The 25,825-nt window shown below is 48.2% G+C and carries 17 protein-coding genes; 3 read left to right on the top strand and 14 right to left on the bottom strand.

Annotated features, from left to right (window positions below; genetic code table 11):
• Nucleotides 1–52 precede the first annotated feature (52 nt).
• The gene (locus tag DCMF_RS28815) at nucleotides 53–769 is read right to left on the bottom strand and encodes an MBL fold metallo-hydrolase (protein ID WP_148137639.1); all 717 of its coding nucleotides are present in this window, start codon (nucleotides 767–769) and stop codon (nucleotides 53–55) included.
• Nucleotides 770–900: 131 nt separating this feature from the next.
• Nucleotides 901–1,791 (bottom strand): toll/interleukin-1 receptor domain-containing protein, encoded by an 891-nt coding sequence (locus tag DCMF_RS28810; RefSeq protein ID WP_148137638.1) that lies wholly within the window; start codon nucleotides 1,789–1,791, stop codon nucleotides 901–903.
• Nucleotides 1,792–2,082: 291 nt separating this feature from the next.
• Between DCMF_RS28810 and DCMF_RS28805 the strand changes: the two genes are divergently transcribed.
• Nucleotides 2,083–2,565, top strand: a complete 483-nt coding sequence (locus DCMF_RS28805; protein ID WP_148137637.1) for a hypothetical protein — start codon at nucleotides 2,083–2,085, stop codon at nucleotides 2,563–2,565.
• Nucleotides 2,566–2,905: 340 nt separating this feature from the next.
• On the opposite strand, the gene DCMF_RS28800 is transcribed toward DCMF_RS28805, so the two are convergent.
• From DCMF_RS28800 to DCMF_RS30190, 3 genes are all read right to left on the bottom strand, one after another.
• Nucleotides 2,906–4,243, bottom strand: a complete 1,338-nt coding sequence (locus tag DCMF_RS28800; protein ID WP_148137636.1) for an S-layer homology domain-containing protein — start codon at nucleotides 4,241–4,243, stop codon at nucleotides 2,906–2,908.
• 183 nt (nucleotides 4,244–4,426) lie between these two features.
• Nucleotides 4,427–9,886 carry a 5'-nucleotidase C-terminal domain-containing protein gene (locus DCMF_RS28795; RefSeq protein WP_214658979.1) on the bottom strand — a complete coding sequence of 1,820 codons (5,460 nt, stop codon included), beginning with the start codon at nucleotides 9,884–9,886 and terminating at the stop codon, nucleotides 4,427–4,429.
• Between the two features lie 136 nt (nucleotides 9,887–10,022).
• Nucleotides 10,023–10,148, bottom strand: a complete 126-nt coding sequence (locus tag DCMF_RS30190; RefSeq protein WP_257790938.1) for a hypothetical protein — start codon at nucleotides 10,146–10,148, stop codon at nucleotides 10,023–10,025.
• A gap of 253 nt (nucleotides 10,149–10,401) precedes the next feature.
• On the opposite strand from DCMF_RS30190, the gene DCMF_RS28790 reads away from it, so the two are divergent.
• Nucleotides 10,402–11,598 (top strand): YibE/F family protein, encoded by a 1,197-nt coding sequence (locus DCMF_RS28790; protein WP_148137634.1) that lies wholly within the window; start codon nucleotides 10,402–10,404, stop codon nucleotides 11,596–11,598.
• Between the two features lie 34 nt (nucleotides 11,599–11,632).
• Here DCMF_RS28790 and DCMF_RS28785 read toward each other — a convergent pair whose 3' ends face one another.
• The 5 genes from DCMF_RS28785 to DCMF_RS28765 form a co-directional block, all read right to left on the bottom strand.
• Nucleotides 11,633–13,078 carry a trimethylamine methyltransferase family protein gene (locus DCMF_RS28785; RefSeq protein WP_148137633.1) on the bottom strand — a complete coding sequence of 482 codons (1,446 nt, stop codon included), beginning with the start codon at nucleotides 13,076–13,078 and terminating at the stop codon, nucleotides 11,633–11,635.
• 92 nt (nucleotides 13,079–13,170) lie between these two features.
• Nucleotides 13,171–13,965: an ABC transporter ATP-binding protein gene (locus tag DCMF_RS28780; RefSeq protein WP_148137632.1), complete on the bottom strand. Its 795-nt coding sequence runs from the start codon at nucleotides 13,963–13,965 to the stop codon at nucleotides 13,171–13,173.
• Nucleotides 13,958–14,860 (bottom strand): ABC transporter permease, encoded by a 903-nt coding sequence (locus DCMF_RS28775; protein WP_148137631.1) that lies wholly within the window; start codon nucleotides 14,858–14,860, stop codon nucleotides 13,958–13,960. The genes DCMF_RS28780 and DCMF_RS28775 overlap by 8 nt, the downstream gene beginning before the upstream one ends.
• Before the next feature lie 23 nt (nucleotides 14,861–14,883).
• Nucleotides 14,884–15,885: an ABC transporter substrate-binding protein gene (locus DCMF_RS28770; RefSeq protein WP_148137630.1), complete on the bottom strand. Its 1,002-nt coding sequence runs from the start codon at nucleotides 15,883–15,885 to the stop codon at nucleotides 14,884–14,886.
• A gap of 624 nt (nucleotides 15,886–16,509) precedes the next feature.
• Nucleotides 16,510–17,007, bottom strand: coding sequence for a class I SAM-dependent methyltransferase (locus DCMF_RS28765; protein WP_214658978.1), 498 nt, complete (start codon nucleotides 17,005–17,007; stop codon nucleotides 16,510–16,512).
• Between the two features lie 154 nt (nucleotides 17,008–17,161).
• On the opposite strand from DCMF_RS28765, the gene glgP reads away from it, so the two are divergent.
• Nucleotides 17,162–19,705 carry an alpha-glucan family phosphorylase gene (glgP, locus tag DCMF_RS28760; RefSeq protein ID WP_148137628.1) on the top strand — a complete coding sequence of 848 codons (2,544 nt, stop codon included), beginning with the start codon at nucleotides 17,162–17,164 and terminating at the stop codon, nucleotides 19,703–19,705.
• A gap of 6 nt (nucleotides 19,706–19,711) precedes the next feature.
• Here glgP and malQ read toward each other — a convergent pair whose 3' ends face one another.
• The 4 genes from malQ to glgD are packed head-to-tail and all read right to left on the bottom strand — an operon-like array spanning nucleotide 19,712 to nucleotide 25,760.
• On the bottom strand, nucleotides 19,712–21,211 hold the full coding sequence (gene malQ, locus DCMF_RS28755) for a 4-alpha-glucanotransferase (protein ID WP_148137627.1): 1,500 nt from the start codon (nucleotides 21,209–21,211) through the stop codon (nucleotides 19,712–19,714).
• On the bottom strand, nucleotides 21,192–23,168 hold the full coding sequence (locus DCMF_RS28750) for a glycoside hydrolase family 13 protein (protein WP_148137626.1): 1,977 nt from the start codon (nucleotides 23,166–23,168) through the stop codon (nucleotides 21,192–21,194). Before DCMF_RS28750 ends, malQ begins: the two co-directional genes overlap by 20 nt.
• Before the next feature lie 25 nt (nucleotides 23,169–23,193).
• A complete protein-coding gene (gene glgA, locus DCMF_RS28745; RefSeq protein ID WP_148137625.1) occupies nucleotides 23,194–24,615 on the bottom strand; it encodes a glycogen synthase GlgA in 1,422 nt (473 codons plus the stop codon).
• Between the two features lie 23 nt (nucleotides 24,616–24,638).
• Nucleotides 24,639–25,760: a glucose-1-phosphate adenylyltransferase subunit GlgD gene (gene glgD / locus DCMF_RS28740; RefSeq protein ID WP_148137624.1), complete on the bottom strand. Its 1,122-nt coding sequence runs from the start codon at nucleotides 25,758–25,760 to the stop codon at nucleotides 24,639–24,641.
• Nucleotides 25,761–25,825: the final 65 nt, after the last annotated feature.

The following is a 25,825-nucleotide window of genomic DNA, read 5'->3' as shown; positions in this document are numbered from 1 at the left end:
TCGTCGTCAGACAAGAGCACCGTCCCCTTCATTTCTCGACGTCTACCCATGTTTATAAACCAAATCTTTTCTTATATTTATCATATTGTCTTTGTAATAACTCTCTGCTATTGCTAGTTCCATGAGCTGGTAGAAAAATCGAGCAACCTGTATCTAAAAGTTTTCCCCAGCTTTTTATCATAAGCTTTGGATCATCAGCAAAAGGCGGATATACAGATTCTTTAAATATTCCAAACATTGCATCACCAACAATAGCTATTTCATTATTAATAATTATACTAATTGAGCCTACAGTGTGTCCTGGGGTATGAATAATACATGCTTTAAACCCAAGTAATTCTAGGTTGTAATTATCATTAATAAGATAATCATATTTGGCTGGACTATATTTTATCCTTTGTAATATATCTGTCGCGAATAAATCTGTAAAAAATTTTGTGATGTAATTTGTACCGTTGATGCTTGGATTCTCTCCCTTCATTAAATATTTAGCTTCAGTTTGATGGACGTATAGTTTAGGCTTAAATTTTTCTTTTATTTTTAACACATTTTCAGCATGATCAAAGTGGGTATGTGTTAATATAAGTGCTATTAATGAATTCTCGTTGACCCCAAATCCTTCGAGTCTTTGAATAAGACTTTTATAGCTATTTTTCCTGCCCGTATCTATAAGAATAAATCTTTTCTCGTTTGAAAGTAAGAATGAATTGCTTCGTCCACTTAGAATCTGATATATCGTACAGCTGCATTTTGTTTCCCACTTTTTCATATCTTTTCCTCTTTGCTATTCAATTCAAGGGACGGTTCTTGAATTGAATAATAAAAGTTTAAAACGTTATCATAAAGAAGTATAAACAGTCAAATAATCCTATTCAATTCAAGAACCGTCCCTGAATTGAATTACTTTTTATTTCCCTTATACCAATTAAACTTTTTTACTAATTCCAAAGCAGCTTCAGTGACTTCTCCTGCTCGAGAAAAACGTTCAGTAAAATGAACAGATTTCCCTGTAGGAATGCCCCATTGGTTCTTAAAATCCTCCATTTGCCTCCAAAGAAATTCTTCACATTCATTTATGGAATTGCCTATATAATGACTAAAACATGATGACCTCAAATTATTTGGATTTATTACATCTTCAAAACTTGCTAAATAAGCATATGTCTTGCCAGAAAGCTTGATTGTAATATTCTTTTTTCTTTCTCGGTCGATATACGCGCTGAATGTAATGGAAAAAAGGTTTTTTGTTCCTCCCACCCATGATGACCAATTGTATTCAATAGCCCGGTCAACTAAAACAGTAACTAATCTTTCAAATTCTTGTTTGCGATATATCTTCCAATCCACATTTTTTGATTTAACAAACCTCCTCCAATTCTCTATGTCTATAGTTTCAATTTCTTTTATGCCCAACACAGACGCCAATTCAGCTAATCCCAGTGAATATTCCTTTCGAAAATCAGCATATTTCCGATCAGCAAGCAGCAGAGGTATATTACAATCTCTGTATAGAATAGGAAGTAATACAATCTTTTTCGTGTTCATTTGCTTAACCCATGCTGCACTTATTTCACTCTTAACCCATGAAGAATTGAGCGCTTCAGGCGATAACACAATAGCCAAATATTCATTTTCCCGAATTCCATCCTCAATTTTCCATGTTATGGAGTCACCAACCTTAATCTCCCACTTGTCAAACCATACGTTTACTCCAAGTTTTTTTAAATCCTTTCCCAGCTTTTCTACAAATGGCTTGTCGACACTAGTATGACTTAAAAAAACACTTGGCACATAAACCTCTCCCTTCTAAAAAAAATTTCATATAACTCCAGGATTCAAGGCATTTCAGAGTCGCTCTTTACTGAAGAAATGTAGCGGAAGCGACCTAGAAAGCAGTTATTCAATTCAGGGACGGTTCTTGAATTGAATGATAAAGATTTAGAACATTACATAAAAAAGTATAAACAGTCAAACAATCTTATTCAATTCAAGAACCGTCCCTGAATTTACTATCAAAGGAATATTTCACGCCTATGTTGGTAACGCTAATATCCAATCTATTTACCTTTAGGGGATGTATCGGTGGACCTTAATCTTCCGTATTTGTATTATTATTTAATTTTTGCCTTTGGTCTGCTTTTTTTAGTCCTAGCTTTTATTCCTAAAACCGGAATCCAGAAATTGTTCTGGTTTGGCTTGGTATGGGGGTCCGGTTCAGATTTTATCGTTGAGCATATCTACTGTTTTGTCCACTTAACAAAATATCAGCATATGGAACCTTTCAACGTTGGTCTTCTTCCTTTATGGACAGTTTTGGCCTGGACTCCTGCAATTATGCTATTTGTTTACACCTTACCGCAACGGAAAGAAAAATATCTTACCTGGATATATATATTGATGTGGTGTATTGCCGTTACTTGCGTGGCAGTTATCCTCAAACAGCTTGATATTCTTGTATTTGTTCATGGCGGTCCCTGGATTTGGTTTATAGGAGGCTTTGTTTTTCTCAATCTTCAGGCCAAGCATTATAGATATTTGCAGGCAAGCAGTAAAAACATGGATTGACTTTTCAAAGTATTGATGATGATGAAAATCCCCAAAACCTTCCTTATCCGCCACACGTGAATACTTCTTTAGGCAGGAACAAATGAAACCACTTTTTTACATATTTCTATTCAAATTCGCCTTTCCCTTCCCATCCTTGTCATTATTTACAATATCTTCTGATGATATAAAAGAGCGTTAGGTAATTAACCATAAAAAAATAAATAAAAGCGGTTAATAGCCGTCAATATGACGAGTTAATAACCGCTTAAATGTTAAACACCGGAACCTAACATATACAGTAATGTTTCGGAATAGTTGAAAATTTTTTTAAAAGAGATAACCATCAGGATTTAAATACTTACTCAATGGCATTGATAACAACCGTCACAGCCTCCGCTCTGGTAGCGTTTCCCTTAGGTTTAAAAGTGTGGTCCGGATATCCTTTCATGATTCCCTCCATGGTCGTCGCCATTACGGCTTCCTTTGCCCAAGGGGCAATCCTATTGCTATCTGTAAAGGTAAGTTGACCTGCGACCGGCTTGAGTTCTGCCGCCTTCATCATCATCACTGCCATTTGCTCTCGGGTAATCGGATCGTCCGGCGCAAAAACCGTATCGCTATAGCCATCGACTATGCCGTATGCCGCAGCTATGCTAATAGCATCCTTTGCCCAGTGATTGGCGGTATCGGCAAATGTCTTACCTTGTTTTGTGTCCAGTTGGAATGCTTTCACCAGCACTACCGCGAACTCGGCCCGGGTGATGTTGCTGTCCGGCTTAAAGCTGCCGCCGGGATAGCCGCCGATGGCTCCCCGGGACACCAGGGTCTCAATATTGGCCTGGGCCCAGTGGCCGGCGATGTCGCTAAAAGTTGACGATACCTTTTTTTCAACCAGCACGGCATATTGGGAAAAGTGGTCCACGGTCACGGTGATGCTGTTGCCGGAAACCGTACCGCCCAATCTCACCCATTGGGATTTGGCATCATCGTAATAGTACACCACCGGTTCTTCCCCCGCCTCCAGTTGATCTGTGTCGAAGGTGAAGGTCAGGGTTACGGGCTTAGCGAAATTGTAATGTTCCTGGTTGTTCACGGTAAACTGATAGACACTGCCAAGTACCTGGAAGCCGGCCGGTGCCGCCGGGGGTGAGGCAACCTGCTGCACGGCCATCTGCACACTTCCATTTTCCTGCAGGGCATTAGAGGGGATGGTCACCTGAACATCACTACCCAGGCCCACGGTACCCCCCTTTGTGCTGACCGTTGCGGAACCGGTAGTGGACTTAACCGGCTGGCTGGTATCGGAAGAACCGCCGCCGCCGTGGTTTTGCCCGCCGCCCGTCCTAACATCAAAACTGGCCGTGCATTGATTTCCGCCTCCCACTACATCGACCGCCCAGGTACCGGTGGGGGCAGACGCCGGCAAGGTAAATTGGAAATGATACCCGTCTGCACCGGTTTTCGTTTCGTCCACAAAAACAACTCCATTTGAGGGGTTCTTAATGGTAATTCCTACGGATGTCCCTTGTGATATTCCTGGTGCCGTGCCGTCAATTTCAATAGAATTACCTGGTGAAGCACTATTCGGAACATTGAGGGTAATCCCCGCTGCCAGCGCAACATTGCATACCAACAGCCAGATCAGTACCAAAACCAAATTGAAAAGAACCGGCCGTTTCTTATTGAAAGAGTTCATAGGTCTCCTCCTTGTATATATTTTACCGTATATATCTCATAGCTGGTCCCTACATATCCCAAAATAACATGCCCTGGGGAACTTATTCCTCATACATAACCATGAGACACGGTTTACTCATCTAACAAAATAAGGAACAGATTGAGGGAGCAGGAACCCCGCCCCCCCTATTTGTGAAACCAATTAGTCGACGTTTATTGAAGATTCTACCGGATCCGCCAGTGACTGCCAGGAAGCAGTGTCAGACCAGTCGGTCCAGTAAAAACCCTTTATTGTGAATGTTCCACTTTCTGTGGGCTGATAGAGCACGGAATATTCCGTATCCTGATCCCCATATGTTTTAAGCGTTTTAACCCCGTTGAGGAAAATGGGCTGGGAGCCGTCAAGGACTTCTAAAATCGCCAAGCCGAGGGCATCACCGTCAGAATTTTTCCTGGCTGTCCAGGTCAAATAGTACTGTTTGCCCTGTTCCAGATGGCCCGTAACCGGCTGCCGGTTTTCGTCCACCACCGCAAGGCTTTCGATGGTAACGGTTTTCTCGTATTCGCTATTCTGGATCCGGTGTTCTATTTGAGCGGTGATTCCTGTCGTTCCCGCAGCTCTGACAGCGTCGGCCAGGGCATCTCTGATCAAGATGTAGGTATCAACCACATTGGTTGCGTCCAGGAAAGCGCCGAAACCATCCCCGCCTCCGGCCATAAAGTTGTTGGTTGCCACCTTGTAGGTCTCCGTGGTATCGTTCATGTCCACCGGGGTACCGTCACTCTTCGTGATGCTCAACACCTTGTTGCCAAACTCCTGGTCAGGGTCATAGGTGAATTTCAGCCCGGAAACCTGAATACCTTTACCGCCCTGTTGGGCTACCGGTACGGAGGGATCCACACCCACAGCCTGTTCCAGCAGTAATTTCAGTTGAGCGCCGGTCATGTCACAAGTTACGATGGTATTGTCAAAGGGCATAAACTGGTAAATCGTGGACATGGTAATTTGACCTGCCGGAATATCACAGCGCAGACCGCCATTATTCTGGAAACCGAACTCGGCTTCACCTGCGCTGCGCGTGATATCTGTAGCCCAGTTGCCCACCAGTGATTCCCCATAGGGAGAATCGGACTGCGTCCGATCCAGGCTAATCTGGGCCGATCCCAGGACCTCGTTTAAAATGGGGCCTTCCTCAACCATGGTATCGGCAATAATCTGTTTTACAGTTTGGTCCACAATGGGTGTGGCCGCTTTATAGCCATAGGGGTAAACCGTACTGGTGGTATCCTGAGCCACATAGGCCGAATTGGCATTATCGAAACTAATACTGCCGTCCTCATGCAGGATCAGCTTGAGGTCAATATAACCCTTGCCGTTATAGTTGCCAATCTCCAGGGGCAGGCTTTCTCCTGCGTTTGTGGTCACCGTGGTACTGACGACATTATGGGTATGGCCGCCCAAAACCGCATCCACTCCCACCAGGTTCTTGGCGATGTCAACGATGGGTCCGGATGCGCCGTTGTTATAATTGTCTCCTTCATGGATCAGGGCAATGACGATTTGCGCCCCGTCAACCGTACGGGCCTGCTCCGCGTATTTGTTAACATAGGTTACATTGCTGAGCACGTCATAATCCTTAATGTAGTCGGCGAGAACAATACCCGGTGTGGTCTCGGTAATCCCGCCCACGACGGCGATCCTCACCCCGTCCAGGGTAAATATCCGGTAGGGGTCGAACACGGGATCGGTCGTATTCCCTTTGGGAAACAGGTTGGCACAAATAATGGGATATTGGGCCGTTACCGGATGGTCTATATCGGTAACCTTCTCCAAACCCCAGTCAAATTCGTGGTTGCCCAAGCCCGAGGCGGCCACTCCCATATAATTGAAGATTTCCATCACCGGCTCGCCGTATTGCAGGTTGGAGATGGCCGTTCCCTGGTAATTGTCTCCCCCGGACAGAATCAAGGTGCGGTCCGGATTGTTGGCATAAACGTGGTTTTTAATATTCTCCGCCAGCACCGCCGCCACCTGGTTGCCGGAGGTATCGCCGATATTGCCGTGCAGGTCCGTGATCTCGACAATGTCAAAAACCTTGTCGTTAGCGGATAAGGCTTTTGTGATATCGGCAGCGTTTTGCACGAGAAGCTGGGGATTGTTATAAATGGAGGCTACGCCAATCACATTTACCGTGTCCCCCACATTGATCCCTGTCAGTGAGGGCATTTTATAGATATTGATAGTATTGCCGGCTGCGTCGGTTAAAGGGGTGTTATTGTCTGCAGTGGCTCCCAGGGTCACGTTTTCAATCTTAACGCGCTGTGATTCATAATCCTGAAGCTGAGTCTCAAGCTGGTCGATGGTCACCACCTGAGGCGCCGGCAGGGTGTTGTTGCTATTGAGAATAGTAAGGTCTGCCGCCGCCGGGCTCATCTCCAATAAGCCGTGAAACAGGCTTAAGGGGCCGGATGCCCGAATGAGATCTCCTTGTTGCGGCACAGCGGACAGTCCTGAGGGAACATAAATATTCAGCCCTGCCGTATTGTCCTGGATATAGAAGTTTCTCCCGTCCGTGTAGGTTACGATCCCGGTGACCTCAGCGGTTTGACCGGCACCGAGATCCCGGGCATCCTGGATCGTTCCGGCTGATTTGACGATGTGGGCGGCGCTCGGGACAATCAGCTGGGGAGAGTTATAGACTGCGGCGATGGCGACGATATCCACCTGGTCGCCGGCGCTGATCCCCGTCAACTGGGGGATTCTATAGATCACCGAACTGCCTGAGGCATCCGTAACCGTCGTACTGCCGCCGGTATTAATGGTCCCTAAAGTGGCATTTTCAATTTTCACCAGTTGGGACTCGTAATTGGGGTACTGAGCCAGGGTGACGACTCTGGGTTCCGGAATGGGATTGTCGCTGCTGAGGATGATCACATCTGAGGATGACGCCGGCGTTATCTCCAATAACCCGTGATAAGGGTTCAACGTGCCGGTCACCTGAATTCTTTCACCTACCTGGGGAGCAGGGGACAAAGAGGTATTATAGACACAAATGCCGGCCGTATCATCCTGGATGAAATAGGAGCCGTCCGTGGTAGGATTGACACAGGTCACAATACCGGTTACCGTCGTTGTTTCCCCGGCATCGAGATCCCGGGCCTCACTGATGGGAAAGCCGGCATCCGCCGTGGAGTATGTTACATGAAGGGTTGGTTTTTGTGAATCGCTGCTTGAACCTTCAAAAGATTCGGCGGTCCTGTTCCCGGTGCCGCTCAACAGGAAAGTGATGGCGTTTCCGGAATTCCAGTCGTTTTTATCGACAATTTCCTGCACCAGAGAAGCCAGATTAGGCGTTTGCTGGGCGGGACCGGCGGCATGTTCCGTTGCCCACTTGCTATCGTCGTCAGTCCCGTAAATCGCCCATGTAACGGAATCAGTTGTTTTGTTGGCATACTTTGCGGAGATGGCCCCGTTCACATTCTCAATGGCAGATGAATTCGCAACATCTTCCGCGTAAATATTGACGTTAAAGGGATTTACGCTCTTCTCCGGCTCGTCTACGGAAAACTGGATATAGACATCCGTAATTGTAGCTCCTTCAGGAATAGCCAGACCGGCAAAACGAATGCCGATGCGCTGGCTTCCCGCATCGCCCGGTTTTTCCCAGGTAATCTCCAGGTCGGAACTATCAAAGTCCAAGCTGCCGTCCGCACGCTCTTCCGTATCATCCAGAGCGGTTTGCACCGGTACGGTGATCTCTGTTCCGGCTCCGGTAATAACGGTGAGAGACAAGGCATTACTTGTCACAGTTTTACTGCCGACAGTAACCTGTGCCGTAATTTTGACAATCACATTACGTTCCGGAATATTTTGAACGGTTACCGTTCCATCTGCCGAGATGGCTAGAATATCGTCTTTATCCGTCTGATAGGCCACAGTGGCGGAAGAAAGATCCATGTCAGCCCCTTCGGTATCTTTTCCCGTTAAGCTGAGCTGGATGCCGGTGGTTGAATCAGCCGGTAAAGTGCTGCTGTCCGCGGTTAGGGTAACTTCCGCCAAACCGTAGGGGACCGTAACCTGAATATCCACCTCGTTGCTTTTCACAAAGCTGCTTCCGTTATATACCTCCGCCCAGACCTTGGCGGTTTTATTCATCGCAGGCGCATTCTTTACGGTCACGGTGCCGTTGGCCTCTATGGACAGAAGGTCAGAGTCATCCGTTTTGTATAATACATAAGCATCGGAAAGATCTACCGCAGTTTCCTGACTGTCTGTCGCGGCCACACTGAGTGTAATGCTAGGATGCGTCGCATCCAAAGCAGTTCCGGATGGGGTAACGGTCACCTGGGCCAGATCGAGGGCGGGCTGTGCTTGCTTATTCATGGTGTAGGTGTCGATCATGGCCATGGTATCCGTTCTGTATGTAGAGATGGTAAAACTTTCGTCCGTTACACTGATATGGGAGAAGGTGGGCACCTTAATCTGCTCTCTTACCGCAGCATAGGTTTCCGGAGTGGCTTTGAGGTCGTAATATTTGCTGCCGCTGGCGGAGTTTAGGGTCATATAGAGCGTGCCCAGGACATTCTGGCCTGGCAAAGGCTGGTCTTGGTACATCTGGTACGTTCGCGTAAAACTATGGTCATGTCCGTTTAATACCAGATCAATGTCATACTGGTCAAATACCGGGAATAGGGCTGCACGTAAATTTAAAATGCTGCTCTCGGTGGAATGGTCGGCCGAACCGTAAATATCATGGTGGAACATGACCACCTTCCAGACCGCGTCGCTGTTTGCTTCCACTGTTTGCTCAATAAAGGCCGCGTGGGTAGCGCCGCTGGAATTATTGGAATTCAGCACCATGAACAGGGTGTTGCCGTAGGTGAAATAATAGTCGCTGCTCCCCGGATTGGTGATCCCGTATGGGGAGGAATGAGGATTATTGAAATGGTAGCCGTAATTGGCCGCCCCGTTGTCATGATTGCCCAGTATCGTGGCCAGAGGCAGGCTTCTCAGTTCCGGGGGCGAAAAGAAGCCGGTGTATTGGGATTCATTGTTGTTGTTTTCCACCTGATCCCCCAGAGAAACAAGAAAACTCACGTCGGGGAACCGGTCAAAGGCCTTAGACATGGTATCTTTCCAGCCATAGGTGTCGCTTGACACACTGGCCCCCGCACCGATCTGGGGGTCACCGACAGCCAGGAAACTGAAAGCGTCGGTTTCTTGTGTGGTAAAGCTGTAAACCGGACTCCAGTTTTCATCATCGCCGTCCCCCACCCGGTAGACATATTCGGTGGATTCCTCCAGGTCGGTGACAGTAACCTTGTTGGAGAAAAGGCCGGTGACTGCTGCAGAGACAGTGCCGGTAAAGGTGGTTGCTTCATCGACCGGGAAATCGTCTCCGGTCATGTCGGCTTTTGGGGCAACCTGAACGACGCTATTTTGCGCATTAATATCAGAGTACCAGGTAAAACACAGTTCTGTGGCGTCTCGCCCCGGGCTAAACGTAATATCATATACCTCTCCCGATACGGTTAATGCGCTTCCTTGCTCATCGCCGTTATCGTTGTTATTGGCTGCAAAGGCATTGCCCGGGATTACAATGTTGGACAATAGCAGGCAGATCAAAAGTACAATTGATAAAAACTTTTTTTGAAATTTCATAATAACCTCCATTTCACCCTTCAGGACGGCACAAGGAGAATGCAAATTATTTTGTGCTTCTGAGGGGCTTTTTTATTTTTTATTTTCCTAATACCAATCTCCCAGGTGTAAGAATGACTTTGTCAAAATCAACAACTTATCTGTCCATGGAAAGTATCGGCACATATTGGTCCCCGGTTTTTCGCCTTCGGAAAATAACCAGATAATACCACTGCACCAACTTCGGCATTAATTCTAAAAAAGCAGCACAGGTTTTCCGCATTCTTTCTTCTCCCTCCCTCCCCAAAGCGTTTTGTATCTTTCTTCCATAAAGCATATCAATTGCATGTTAAACAATCGCTCTGTAACTGTTAAAAATAGGTAAAAAATCCTTGACTTTGTTAATTTTTAGCCGTCTGGATCCCAGTCGCTCATGACAATTTTTAACATTGTTTTAACATCATCTACATGGTGTTATTTTGGAATAAGTGTATAATATGGCATGCTTAAATCACGAGATAAAGAAGGGGTGCTAAATGAAGCATGCAAAGAATTTTAAAATAACGCTATCCGTCGTCATCTGTCTTCTTTTTTTCACCTTCCTTTATTTTTTTAACACCGGTGACCAGGCACAGCGGAATCTATCCGGCGCGGTCACCGATGTAAAATATGAAAAGGCAAAGGTTCTCAAGGTCCTTAGCGAGTCGCTGAATCGTGAGGCTGCCTTAGGCGGGTTGTACCGGGGCACTCAGGATCTGGAAGTGAAGATTCTCACGGGAAAGCATCAGGGAGAGGTTCATCCTGTAAAAAATTATTTAAGTAATTATTACAATGTGCTTGCCAAAGAAGGCATGTCTATCATTGTAAACATTGATTCTGCCGGCGCCGAGCATACCCAGGTTTCCGTCTATAATTATGACAGAGCGCCGATCTTATATGGCTTTACCTTTTTATTCCTGGCCGGATTATGGGGGATCGGGGGAAAGAAGGGGTTACTTTCTGTTTTAGCTCTGATATTAACCTTCGTCTGTATCCTTTTTTTGTTTATACCGATGTTATATCGGGGATACTCACCCATTTGGGCTTCTGTGTTAGTTGTTCTACTCTCCACCTGTATCACCCTCATTTTATTGAACGGTTGGACGTCCAAATCAATTTCCGCCATCCTTGGCACAGCGCTGGGGATTGTCCTTGCCGGTTCCGCTGCCGTGGCAATTGGTTCCCTGACCCATATCTCAGGGCTCAATTCCCCGGAAGCCGAATCATTAATCCTGATTGCCTCAAAGACCAACCTGCATGTACCTGAGCTGCTCTTTTCCGGTATTCTGATTTCCTCCCTCGGCGCCATCATGGATATCAGCATATCCATCGCCTCGGCGGTTCAGGAAGTCCATCTGTCCAATCCCAAGCTCAAGAGTAAGGAACTTTTTTTATCCGGACTAAATGTGGGGCGAGATACCATGGGAACCATGTCCAACACGCTTATTCTTGCTTTTACAGGCACCTCCCTCAATACGCTCATTTTGATCTATTCGTATAACGTGTCCTATTATCAACTGATCAATATGAATCTGATCGGCATCGAATTCTTCCAAGGGTTATCCGGAAGCTTGGGCGTGATCTTAACCGTACCAATCATTGCCTTTATTGCTTCAAGGCTGATTCCTGCGATGAAGCAGAAGGAAGAACCGGTCAAAAAAATCAACCCTAAGCGGGCTAAGTTGCCGGCCTAGGGTTGCTCGTACAGCAAATATTCTTTCTTAATCATTAAAAACTTAATTCCCTGTTCTCGATACTCTTCATGATCGCAGTAATTTTTTGATCGATCTCTTTAGGAATGGGAACCGGCTTATGCCGCGTCATGATCTTTTTGATCTTTTTCTTAATGTTTTCCGCAAAGCTGCCCCCGCCGGCCAAAACATTATGAATGTTATCCCGGTTAATCAACTCCGGCAGCCAGATTTCTTCCCGGAAATACCGGGCGGTGGTGTCCTCCTGCAGGAAGCTCCCGCCAATGCCTACCTGACAAATGGTGTCGACCAGCAGTTTTTCATCACTCAAATCAATACCCCGGATCAGCCGTTTCACCAGGCCGATCATCTCATGACAGGCCACCAAAGAGTCAATGGAATAGACCATTCCCTGCCCTAAGAATCCCACGTCGTGAATCAGGTTTCCTCCGTTCATGGCATTGATCAAGAGGGAAAACATAGCTTCCATGGAGGCCTGCTGGTCAAAGGTAATGGCATCGGAACTGCCCCCCCAGGTAAAGAGGGGCAGGTCATAATACCGGCCCATTTCCGCCAGATAAACGGCATTCAAATGCCCTTCAGGCGCATTATAGCAGCAGCTTCCGGTCTTCATATCCAAAGGAGTGGCCGCACCGCCAAAAATAAAAGGAGCCCCGGGACGCCGGCACTGGTGTAAAACAAGGCCGCTCAACAATTCACAGACAGCAACGACCAGTCCCCCTGCGACTGTAATGGGAGACGCGCCGCCGATCATGGTGGCGGGAACATAGGTAATCGGCATGCCGGTATCGGCGGCAAGAATGGCCTTTTGAGCAACCTCCCTGGCGTGACGCAAGGGCGAACTGGGCTCATTGTACAGCATCAGATTTGGTTTTTCACCGATAGGGCAGCCAATCACCAGTTCATCGATCTCAATCATGGTTTTGGTGTTAATCTCATCATGGGCCGTAACAATAATCGGCTTGGTGGAATTTCTCAGCATGGCCACGAACTGGTGAATGTCCGATATGGGTACCGGGGCATCTGAGGCTAAGCCCATGGACATGATAAAGTCTATATTAGGCAAGGCATCCGCCACAATTGTTCCGTTTATGGTATCTTGCAGGACAGCTCTCCTGACCTGATTGGTTTCAAAATCTTGCACATAAGGCGTATCCGATCCGGTGCCGAAATAGAAGCTTCCTTTTTCCAGGGACATCTTTTCCGCACCGTTGCGGTCATAAATCACGACCCGTCCGGGCGCACTTTCAATCGCTTCTTCAATCATCTTAGGGGAAATCCTGGCAACTTCCCCATCAACTTGCGCGCCATGGTCTTTTAGGATTTTCAGGGCTTCCTCATCGTAAAATTGCACGCCTACTCTTTCCAGCACTTCTAAGCAGGCTGCATGCAAACGTTCTTTTTCCTGTTGGGTCATGGCCCCCATGCCTATTGTTTGCCGTCTCACAAAATTGTCGTCCAATTTTTATGCACTCCTCTCTTTCCGCAAAAATTAACCCCCAAACACTTGCTGTGCCTCTTTGAGGGTTAACATCATCTGAGCATATCCTTTCCTTACGCCAGCAGCATCCGGTCGTTGTCTATGGTATCCCCGCTGGCCCGTTCAAACATCTTCAGCAAGTCTTCCACACAGGTATTTTGCTTTTCCCGGCCCGCCAGATCCAGGATGATCTGTCCCTCGTGCATCATAATGGTCCGGTTTCCGTATTTAAGGGCATCCCGCATATTATGGGTGACCATCAGCGTGGTCAGGGAATGGCCATTGACAATTTTTTGCGTCAGCTCCAGCACTTTAGAGGCGGTTTTGGGGTCCAAAGCGGCTGAGTGTTCATCCAGCAAAAGCAATTTGGGGCTGACGATGGTGGCCATGAGTAAGGTCAGCGCTTGGCGTTGGCCGCCCGACAGTAAGCCTACCTTGGCTTTGAGACGGTTCTCCAGGCCCAGTTCCAACTGAGCCAAATGCTCCCGGAAAAAATCCTGCTCTTGCCGGGTGATGCCCCAGCGCAAACCTCTGCTCTTGCCGCGGCGCAATGCCATGGCAAGGTTTTCTTCTATCGTCATAGAAGCTGCCGTACCCATCATGGGATCCTGAAACACCCGCCCAATGAATTTGGCCCTTTCATGCTCCCGGCTGTTGTTCACAGCGATACCGTCCAGTACAATGGTACCCCGGTCCACCGGAAAAACACCGGCAATAATATTGAGCAGGGTAGATTTCCCGGCCCCGTTCCCGCCGATAATTGTGACAAAATCCCCGGGTTCCAGGAACAGGTCTACTCTGTTTAAGGCACATTTTTCATTGATACTTCCTGGATTAAAGGTTTTACAAATATTTTTTACCTTAAGCACTTTTCTCACCCTTTCCGGAGGCAACCCAGCTCTGCACCTTCCCTTTCAGAATGGGAGATGCTAAGGCCACAGTAACAATTAATGCCGTAAACAGGCGCAGATCGGTAGGGTTCAAGCCCAATTGGAGCACCACCGCTACCACAATCCGGTACACTAAAGACCCTAATACAACGGCAATCAAGGTCCGCATGATGCTTTTGGTGCCAAACAGCACTTCACCAATGATCACGGAAGCCAACCCTACCACAATCGTACCAATCCCCATGCCCACGTCGGCAAAACTCTGATATTGCGCTACCAAGGCACCCGATAGGGCTACCAGGGCGTTGCTAAGGCTGAGGCCGATGATTTTGATCCGGTTCGTGTTCACACCGAGGCTTCTGATCATCTGGGCATTATCACCGGTGGCCCGCATGGCAAAGCCCATTTCGGTATTCAAAAATAGCCATAAGATCACCACTGCCAAGACGGCAACGAGCACGCCAATCACCAGCACGGCCCATTGTTCCGGTACACCGATCGCCGTGATTTTGCTCATCACCGTATCCAGGCGCAGCAAGGAAATATTGGCTTTTCCCATAATGCGCAGGTTAATGGAGTAGAGGGCGATCATACTGAGAATACCGGACAACAGCGGTGCAATGCGAAACTGGGTGTGCAAGATTCCGGTAATCATCCCGGCGACCGCACCCGCAACAATGGCTAACAAAGTTGCCGTCCATGGGTCATGCCCGCCAAAGATCAGCCTTGCTGCCACAGCAGCACCCAGAGCGAAACTGCCGTCTACCGTCAGGTCTGCATAGTCCAGCACCCGGAAGGTCATGTACAGGCCCAAAACCATGATTGACCAGAGCAGCCCTTGTTCAATTGTCCCCAAAAAAATTGTCACATACATTTAAGGTGTCATCCTCATCCGTTTTATTTAATTACTTCCTTGGCCTGATCCAGAATTTCCTGGGGAACCGTCACGCCCATGCGGTCCGCGGCGCCCTGGTTAATGACAATATCAATATCCTTCAGGCTTTCGATCGGCATTTCCGCAGGTTTTTCCCCATTTATCACTCTTAACGCCATTTCACCGGTCTGGCGTCCCAGTTTGTAATAATCAATGCCAATTGTCCCTAATGCGCCACCGTCAACCATGCCACGTTCACTTACAATCAGGGGCAGCTTATTCTTTTCTGCAACGGAAACAACACTGGCAATAGAAGATGCCACCACATTATCGCCCGGTACATACATGGCATCGACTTTTCCCACTAATGATTGAGATACCTGCATCACTTCAGCACTACCGGTCACAGTAGCCTCTACTATTTCCATCCCTAAATCTTGGGCCACCCCTTTCGCCATCTCAACCTGTACCTGGGAATTTACTTCACTGGAATTGTAGATAACCCCGACCTTTTTAGCATCCGGCACAATCTTTTTAAGCAGATCAAACTGCTCTTTGATGGGCGTCATATCGTTTGTACCGGTAACGTTGCCGCCGGGATGTTCATTGCTCTGCACCAATTTTGCCGCTACCGGATCCGTCACCGCCGTGATTAAGATAGGAATCTCTGTTGTCTCACTGGCCATGGCAATGGCAGATGGAGTTGCGATAGCCAGTACCATATCTGCCTGGTCTGTGACAAACTTGGTGGCAATGGTTTTTAGATTAGACTGGTCTCCCTGAGCGTTTTGATAATCCACAGTGAGATTTTCTCCCTCTTTATATCCGTTTTCCCCTAGTACATCCAAGAAACCCTGGCGGGATGCATCAAGAGCCGGATGTTCCACAATCTGGATGATCCCCAGTTTTAAACTTTTTTCTTCCCCGGTCCCTGTACTTGCCGCCTCATCTGTCTTTGTCCCACACCCTACAGCAGCAAACGCCAATACCATGATCAAGCTCATCAGCCAAACAATTCTTTTCATTTTCATTCTCCCCTTATTTTTTTTACAATAAAAAAAGCACTCTCCGTTGAAGGGACGGAAAGTGCACCGCGGTACCACCCAAATTGGTTAAAACCCACTCATAAGGTACAGGGATGGCAGTTAAACCATTAAAATGAAAAAGCTTTTTGCCCTTAAGGACAAAAAGCCAATAACCACCCTATGGTTTACATAAGTACAGAGTACTGCTACCCGATACCCCTTTTCTGTAACGGGAAAAACCCGACAACAACTACAACTCTAAAGAAATCTTTAGAGGTTCACTGTGCAGTTCCGGAGGGAATTTCGGTTAACTTCACTTTAAGATGCTTTCAGCCTCTGGCATCTATTCCCTGTAAAAGTACCCATTAACTTACTTGTCTCCGTCATGACCTTTTATTTATGAAGTTAAAGATATTTTATCATAAAATTTTGTGTCTTAGCAATAAGGGAAAAAGTAATTTTTTCACCTGATGCTTTTAGGGCCAAGTGGTAGAATAAAAAAGCACACCACGACAGGTGTGTTGATCATTTCACCTACTGCTGCCGTCCTAACCCTCCTACTGTTTTACTTGGGGTTTAATTCCTACCATTCTTCTTTTAGCATATACGGGAATGGCGGATCTGTCAATGGAAAATCTTACAATATAACACGCCCAGTAATCCTCTCCGGCGCAGAACCATAGTCTTTTGAAAAGCCCAGGCCATGACGAGGGTATCCAGTTCCTCTTCCGAAAATCCTTTTCCTGGACGTCCCTTCCCTTTTTCTTTTACTTCGGCAAGAAAAAAGCCGCCCGGTTTTAAATTATGGTAAACATTGGAGACAAACTCCTGCCGTTCTTTTTCCTTTTCAATGATATTGAGCACAAAATTGGCCAGCACCAAATCCACATCCATGTGGAAACAGGAAACCATCGTGGATACGACTTCCGGAAAATGATACCGGGAAATTTTGTCCCGGATCTTTTTCAGGTGTTCCGGGGTCTCCGCCACCACCACCTGAAACCCCTGCTCCTGTAAAAAGCAGGCGTTTCTCAGGTTCCCGGCCCCGTAATCCAAGACATAATTCACCTGGTGCTTTTTCCAGTAAGGAACCAGAGTTTTTACACTTACCGCAGCGCCCACAGGCAAGCCCTCCCTGATGATCCAAGTAACCGGTCTTTCTTATTGTGCGGTATTCGGGCAAGCCTTATTCCTTTTCTGAAACACACATATTGGGCCCAGGTTCTGAATAATATTTCTGTAAAAATCCCTGATTCTGCTCCTAAGGAGGTTTATAATGACCTATTTTCGCACCGGATCCATGATGTCGGATCTCCCCGAAAACATTTCCCGGCTTGGTGAAATGGCCTACAACCTCTGGTTCAGCTGGCATCCGGAGGCTCAAGAGCTTTTCCGCATCCTGGACAAACAATTGTGGCAAGAAGTAAACCATAATCCGGTGAAGCTTTTGCTTTACTTATATCCGGAAAGGCTGGAAAAAGCCGCTGCCGATCCTTCCTACCTGGCCCGCTATCATAAAGTAATGGAAAGCTTTGATCACTACCTGAACGGAAATACCTGGTTCAAGGAGAACGCTCCCCAGGATTCCTCCTTTTTGGTCGCCTACTTTTCCGCAGAATTAGGTATTCACGAATCTGCCCCCGTATACAGCGGAGGTTTAGGGGTGCTGGCCGGAGACCACTGCAAGTCGTCCAGCGACTTAGGGCTTCCTTTGGTAGGTGTAGGGCTTCTCTATAAAAACGGCTACTTTGGGCAGAGAATTACCCGGGAAGGCTGGCAGGAAGCGATTTACCCCTTGATCGACTTTCGGGAGATTCCCGTCACCCCCTGCACCCGGCAAGACGGCAGCCACCTCCTGGTCCCGGTCGAAGTAGCGGAAAGGACTGTTTCCGTAAAAGTGTGGCAACAGGAAGTGGGCCGGACCCGGCTTTACCTGCTGGACACGGATATTCCTTTGAATCAGGATCAAGATCGCCGGATCACTTCTCAATTGTATGGAGGAGATCAGTCTACCCGCCTGTCCCAGGAAATCATTTTAGGCATCGGCGGCGTAAGAGCGCTCCGGGAGTTGGGATGGTCCCCCACCGTCTGGCACATTAACGAAGGCCACGCGGCTTTTCTGATCCTGGAACGGATCCGGGAACTGGTTCTAAAAGGTCTTACCTTTTTCACCGCGGCGGAAGCAGTCAAGGCCAATACCGTTTTTACCACCCATACGCCTGTTCCGGCCGGGCATGATGTTTTTGCCCAGGAAATGATCACCCGGTATTTATGCCACATCCGATCCGACATGAAAGTGGACCCGGATACTTTTCTTTCCCTGGGTTGGGATGAGCAGCGGCACGTATACAACATGACGAAATTGGCCCTGTCAAACTCCTCTTACACCAATGCTGTGAGCCGGCTGCATGCCCGGGTGAGTAAAGAGCTTTTCAGCGACCTGTACCCAAACATCCCGGGGGAAGAAATCCCTATTCATGCGGTAACCAACGGGGTGCATTTAGAAACCTGGGCGGCCCCTGAAATGACCGCCCTGTTTGAAGAATACTTAGGGTCAGACTGGCAAAGCCGCCTTACCGATGCGCACCTATGGCAAAAGATTCATCAAATTCCCGACCCTGTGCTCTGGGAAACCCATCAAAAGCTAAAGGACCAAATGATCCATTTTGTCCGCTCCAATCTATACCGGCGCATGAAACGAAATTTTGAGCCTGTGGAATCCCTCCGGGAAAGCTTGAACAAACTGGGGCCTCAGGTATTAACCATTGGATTTGCCCGCCGTTTTGCCTCCTATAAAAGGGCTAACTTGCTGCTGAAAGATCGAGAGCGGTTAGCCAAACTGCTCAACAGCCCGGGGCGGCCGGTGGTGATGATTTTTGCCGGCAAGGCCCATCCTGCGGACCACCCGGGCCAGCAAATTATTAAGCAGCTATGTGATTTGGAGAAAGAGGAGGGATTTCGGGGCAGGGTGATCTTTGTAGAAAACTACGACCTGCATGCCGCCCGCCATTTGCTGCACGGGGTAGACCTTTGGCTCAACACCCCCCGTCGGCCCATGGAAGCCAGCGGTACCAGCGGACAAAAGGCTGCGGTGAACGGTGTGCTCAACTGTAGTATTCTGGACGGCTGGTGGCCGGAAGCCTATAACGGGAAAAACGGGTTTGCCATCGGCTCGGAGCAGGATTTTGCCAACGACAACATCCAGGATGAGGAAAACCTCCATGCCCTCTTTGACATTCTGGAACAGGTAATTATTCCTTGCTACTACCAGGAGAGCGCAGGTATTCCCTCAAAATGGATCAGGCATATGAAAGAGAGCCTTGGTACCATCCCCCGGTTTTTTAACACAGACAGAATGGTAAAAGAATATTATGAAGACTTTTACCTGCCCTGCTCGCAGAGGGCAAAATTGTTTTCGGATCAGAATTTCCAAGTAGCGGCAGAAACCCAAACGCTGAAACAGCTCCTGAGGGAAAATTGGTGCAGCATTGATTTTCAATCGGTACGGGTGGAACAGCCCCCCCATCTTCCGGCAGGGCCGGATCTCGTGGTGGAAGCCGATATTCACTTAGGACCCATTGCCCCAAAGGATGTGGTGGTCGAGGTTTACACGAAAAAGGCCGGAGAAACCGGCCTGGAAAACGTGGTCCTTTTGCCCATGTCTGTGACCGAGGATTTCGGTAACGGCACTTACCGGTTCCGTCGCACCATAGAGATGACACCGGGAGCGGCAAAATATGCCCTGCGCGTCCGCCCCCACTGTCCCTATTTTGCTCATACCTTTGAGCTGCCCTTGGTGAAGTGGACCGATATCTTTTAAGTCATTCTACCTGTTGTAGAGGAAAGTCAGTTCCCTTAACTTTTTTTCTATTTCCCCGGTCAGGTCCTTTTTCAGAAAGCGCCATTGCCAATTTCCTTGAGCGGTGCCGGGAAAATTCATGCGGGCATCACTGCCTAAGCAAAGTACATCCTGCAGCGGTACCACAGCTAGGGCGGCCCTGGTGGAAAAGGCGAACTCCATCAGGGTCCAGCATACCTCACTGGGCCGGGCATACCGGGAAAGCCCCAGATATTTTTTTAATAAGGCTGCCGCTTTCGGTTCTTTTTTTAAAATATTTTGAAACCAGCCCCATGCTGTATCGTTATCGTGGGTTCCGGTATAAACCACACAGGACTGATCATAGCCGCGGGGAGAAAACGCTTCTGTCGTGCCGCTTTGAAAAGCAAATTGGAGCACTCTCATGCCCGGATACCCAAATTTCTCTTTTAATGCGATCACCCCGGGAGTAATATAGCCCAAATCTTCCGCAATGGCCGGAAGGGGCCCCAAATATTTTTCCAGGGCGGCAAAAAATTCTTCTCCCGGGCCTTTGACCCAGGTTCCCTTGACTGCCGTTCCCTCCCCGGCCGGTATTTCCCAGGATGCTTCAAAGCCCCGGAAATGATCGATGCGCACCAAGTCGACCAACCCCAGCAGGGTGGTAAACCGTTCCCGCCACCAGCGGTAGTGATCCCCTTTCATCTGGTCCCAACGATAATGGGGGTTACCCCACCATTGGCCGGTCCGGCTGAAATAGTCCGGAGGCACTCCGGCAACTTTTAAAGGCAGGCCCTTTTCATCCAGCTGAAACAGCTCCTGGTGCGACCAGACGTCACTGCTGTCCGCCGAGACAAAGATAGGCAGGTCACCCATGATCCGGATTCCTTTGTCCGCGGCATATTTTTTTAGCTCGGACCACTGGCGGAAAAAAACAAACTGCAAAAATTTCTGGTAGCCCATCTCCTCATGCAAAATCTGGGTATAGGATTCCAGAGTCCTGCGCTCGCGTCGGGCCGCAGTTTCCTCCCACCGGTACCAGGGCTTGCCGTGAAAATGTTTTTTCAGCGCCATAAACAGCACAAAGTCAGGGAGCCAGTAGGCATTTTTCTCTAAAAAAAACAGGTAGTCGTCCTGTTCCTGCCTGTTTTGAAAGCGCTGATAAGCCTTGTGCAAAAGCTTTTCTTTATAAACCCTTCCTGCATCAAAGTTTACCCGCTCTTGGGTAAACAGGGGAATGGGCACCAAGTCCCTTTCCTCTAAAAGCCCTGACTTCATCAATAGGTCAAGGCCAATCATCAGCGGGTTTCCCGCAAAAGCAGAAAAGCACTGATACGGGGATTCCCCCACATCAGGGGGATTTAAGGGCAGTACCTGCCATAAGCCTTGATGACTCCTGGCCAGGAAATCTACAAAACGGTATGCTTCCTCGCCCAAATCCCCCATGCCATACAACGAGGGCAGTGATGTGACATGGAGGAGGATGCCGCTATCCCTGTTCAGTTTCATGATCTTCCTCTTTCACATAGAGTTTCCCTTCCAGGGGACCTAGGCAAATTTCCTCCCATTCCCCATGAAAGCCTACTTCTTTTTCGGCCAGGAGATCCTTCATTTCCTGGGGACACCATCGGCCCACGTGAACAGGCACAGATACTTTTTCCCGGGGGTTTCTGTTCAGGAGGATCAAAGCGGTACCGTTTTTCGCCTGCTCATGGAACAGGTCACGATGGTTCGTAATCTTTCGTACGTATCCGTACACATCCCCCTGGGCATAAACGGGGAACCAAGCTCCCGTTCTCAGGACCTGGTAGCGGTTGCGCAAGCAAATCACCCGTTGATACCAATCCACCAATTCCATGTTTTCTTTTCCCCAGGGATAGGTGCCCCGGTTTAAAGGGTCATCATAACCTTCCATGCCGGCTTCGTCTCCGTAATAAACAGCCGGCACCCCGGGAAAGGTCATCTGCCAGAGGCAGAGCAATTTCAGCCGGCGCACCGCCAGCTCTTTTTGTTCCGGCGCGAGGCGAAACATGGCCTGCTCAGGCTTGGGCAGGGAAGACTCCAAAGGAGCCTCCCCCAAGACCGTTAAGATGCGGGCCACGTCATGGCTGCCCAGCAGATTCATGGTGGTATAAAAGTGGTAGCGGGGATAGTTTTCCGAGAGGCTCATCAAAGCCTGGTGGGTTTTCCACCCGTCCTTGAGCCCTAAAACAAAATGAATCAGAATGTTCCGGAAAGGATAATTCATCACGGAGTCCAATTCATCCCCCAGCAGGTATTGGCGCCAGTTTCCGTAACTGACCTTATTGGACGCATCTTCCCATACCTCTCCGATCAAGACGGCAGCTGGGTCCGTTTCCTTCATCACTTTGCGAAAGCCGGCAATAAACTCGTCCGGCAGTTCATCCGCCACATCCAGGCGCCAGCCCTTGGCCCCCTGTTTGATCCAGTACCTTAAGACGCTGTCCGGACCGTCGATGATAAATTCCCGGTAGCTTGGTTCCATTTCATTGACGTTGGGCAAAGTTTCGATCCCCCACCAGCAGTCGTACTTGCGGGGAAACTCCTCAAACCGGTACCAGGGATAATAAGGGGATTCCTGAGACTGGTAGGCCCCTAAGTCCGGATAATTTCCCTCTTTGTTGAAATAGATGCTGTCGCTGCCGGTATGGCTGAAGACACCGTCCAGAATGATCTGAATCCCCATCTCCCGGGCCCTTTGGCACAGATCCTGAAAAATCTCATTGGTCCCCAGCATGGGGTCAATCTGATGATAATCTCCCGTGTCGTACTTATGATTGCTGGGGGATTGAAAAATGGGATTAAAATAGATGATGCTAACGCCCATTTCTTTTAAATAAGGGAGTTTTTCCTTCACTCCCTCCAGATTCCCGCCGAAAAAATCAAAAATATAGGCCCCGGTATAAGGATGTTGAAAATAGACGGGGGTATCCTCCCACCGGTCATGGATAAAGCATCCTTTTTTCATGTGCAGGGCTTGCCCTCCTGAACCGGCAAAGAAACGGTCGGCAAAGATTTGATAAATTATCCCTTCCCGGAACCACTGAGGGGGCGGCGGGCCTTCCCGGTAGACCGTAATCTGGTACTCAGGGGGATAGCTTCCCATCCATAATTCCCCCTGGCCGCCCAACTTTTCCCCGTTATTGCCGTAATAAAAAACCATGCCCTCTTTCTCAATGACAAAATAATACCACAGCCATCCCGGATCCTCCGGCGCAGCGATCTCTGCCTGAAAAACCTTTCTTTCTTCCCGGTCCTGGTAAAGATCCATGTTTATGTGCTCGGTCCCGGCACCCTGCCTTCTCACCCGCACTGCTGCAGAGCCGGAAAATAAGGGGTCCTCAATTTCCAATCTCAGGGTAATTTTTGTCCGGCAGGGTACCGCGCCAAAAGGAGCGCGAAAATAGGCATCATAAGAATTATGAAAGACCCAGGAGCATTCCATTTTGTTTCTCTCCGCTTCATTAGGATTATTTTAGGACCAGCTTTTGATAAAGATCATGATACTCCCCCATGGACGACTGCCAGCTGCAGTCGGTGCTCATGGCATTTTTTACAAGAGAACCCCATATTTCTTGATCATGATAATATCTTACTGCTTCTTCTATGGTATGAAGCAGATCCTGGGCCTGATACCCGGCAAACACAAAGCCGTTCCCTTCTTTGCTCACCCGGTTGAAGGGCTGAACCGTATCCTTCAGTCCTCCTGTAGCCCTTACCACCGGCACGCTTCCGTACCTGAGGGCAATCATCTGTCCCAGACCGCAAGGTTCAAAAATAGAGGGCATCAAAAAAATATCCGAACCGGCATAAATGCGGTGAGCTAAAGCATCGTCAAAACCAAGGTGCACGGACACCCGGCCCGGATAGCGCAAAGCTGCCGACCTGAACAGCTGATGATATTTTTCCTCTCCCGTGCCCAGCACCACCAGCTGAACACCCAGGTCCATGATGGGGTCGAAAACCTCTTCCATCAGGTCCAGGCCTTTTTGCGGGACAAGACGGCAGATCAGGCCCAGCAAAGGGATATCCCTTTGTTCGGATAAGCCCAAGGATTTTTGTAATGCCGTCTTATTATTCTGCTTTTTTTCCCAGGTTTTATGATTATAGGGGAGAAAAATATTTGGGTCTGTTTCCGGATTGTAAACCGTGTAATCAAGGCCGTTCCTGATGCCCCATAATTTATCCCCTATTTTTCTCAGGATGCCGTCCAATTGTTCCCCAAATTCCCGGGTCCGGATTTCCTGGGCATAGGTTTTACTGACCGTAGAAACCAGATCCGCATACACTAAACCGCCTTTGAGAAAATTTACCTGGCCAAAAAACTCCAGTCCGTCCATGGTAAAATATTCCGCGCCCAATTCCAAATAGTCCCCCAGAATGCGGGCGGGAAATACCCCCTGATATTTTAGATTGTGAATGGTAAAAACAGTGGGCACCCGGACATACCCTTGATAAGCCTTCAAAAAAACCGGAACCAGGGCAGACTGCCAGTCATGACAGTGCAGTACATCCGGGGCAAAATCCAAATGGGGAAGGGCTTCCAGTACCGCCCGGCTGAAAAAGGAAAAACGTTCCCCATCATCGGCAAAACCGTATAAGCCCTGACGGTTAAAATACTCGTCCTGGGAGACAAAATAGAAAACGATCCCCTGGTGGTCAAGTTGTTCAATGGTACACAGCTGATTTCGCCAGCCTAAGCGCACCGTCAGGGTGGCCCGGGAAATCATCCTCCTCTTAAAATGATCCGGGATCCCGCCGTATTTGGGTAAAATTACCCGGGCCTCAATGCCCCGGCGGCCCAATTCTTGGGGAAAAGCCCCCAAGACATCCCCTAATCCCCCGGTTTTGATAAAAGGTTCCGCCTCAGACGCGATTAACAGCACTTTCAAATTTCCTCACCTACTTTGCCGTACTATAAGACACTTTTCTTTCTCACCACGGTGGGGCCATCGGCCGTGGCACCGATGATTTTTCCTTTCGTCACCCGGACTTCCTTATCCAGAATGGCATTTTCCACCAGGGCATTCTCTTCGATGACGCATTTCTCCAGCAGAATGCTCCGGGAAACCCGGGCCCCTTTGCCTATTTTGACGCCCCGGGAGATCACGCTGTTTTCTACCCTTCCTCCGATCACACAGTCGTTGGCCACTAAAGCATTGGTTACCGCGGCGTCAACCGTATATTTGGCGGGAGCACTGTCTTTCACCTTAGTAAAAACCGGCCCCGCGGCAAAAAACAGTTCCTGCCAAATAGGCGGTTTCAGTAAATCCATACTATGCTTATAGTAATTGCGCAGGGAATTAATTTTGGCCAGGTATCCGGTGAAAGGGTAGCCGTAAATTTTCAGTTCCCTCAGGTTTCCCATAAAACCGTCCCGCACCAGGTCCCATTTGTTCTGTTTCACACATTCGTCAATTAACTGCAGGAGCAAAGTTCGGGAAAGCAGAAACATTTCCATACAGATTTTGTCCCTGTTGGACCGGCCGGAGGTCGTTCTCACCCCGGTAACCTGACCCTCTGTCGATAAGTCCAGAGATAAATAGGGAGATAAATATTCTTTTTCTCCCGGAGGTACTTCTTTAAAAATCACCGTAATATCCGCCCCATTTTTTTGGTGAAAATCAAGCACCTTTTGGTAATCAATATTGCACACCATGTTGCACCCGGAAATGATTACATACTGCCGGGTGCTGGTTTCCATGTACCCTAAGCGGGTAGTAAAGTGGCTGACATCCCATTTATTGGGACTGAACAGATATTTGGAAAAATCCGGGGGCAGGAAGAATAAGCCCCGGCGTTTCGTGTCTAAATTCCATTCCCGGCTGTTTTTTAAATGGCTGACCAGAGAACCCATTTTAAAATGGGTAAAAATGCCGATACTTTTAATCCCCGCATTGACCATATTGGATAAGGTAAAATCAATGATCCGGTAACGGCCGCCGATAGGCACTGCGGCCAGCGTTCTGTTTTCCGTAAGTTCCATTAAAGCCTGTTCCTTTTCGATCACATTAATGATTCCCAGTACATTAAACATATCTCCTCACTCCCTTCTCTGACTTGGAGGATCGGTGCTGTTCAGATATTCAGAATTCAGTAAGC

It is taken from the genome of Candidatus Formimonas warabiya, from assembly GCF_002777255.1.
Lineage (GTDB): Bacteria > Bacillota > Dehalobacteriia > Dehalobacteriales > Dehalobacteriaceae > Formimonas > Formimonas warabiya.
This window is presented reverse-complemented; position numbering and strand designations above follow the sequence as displayed.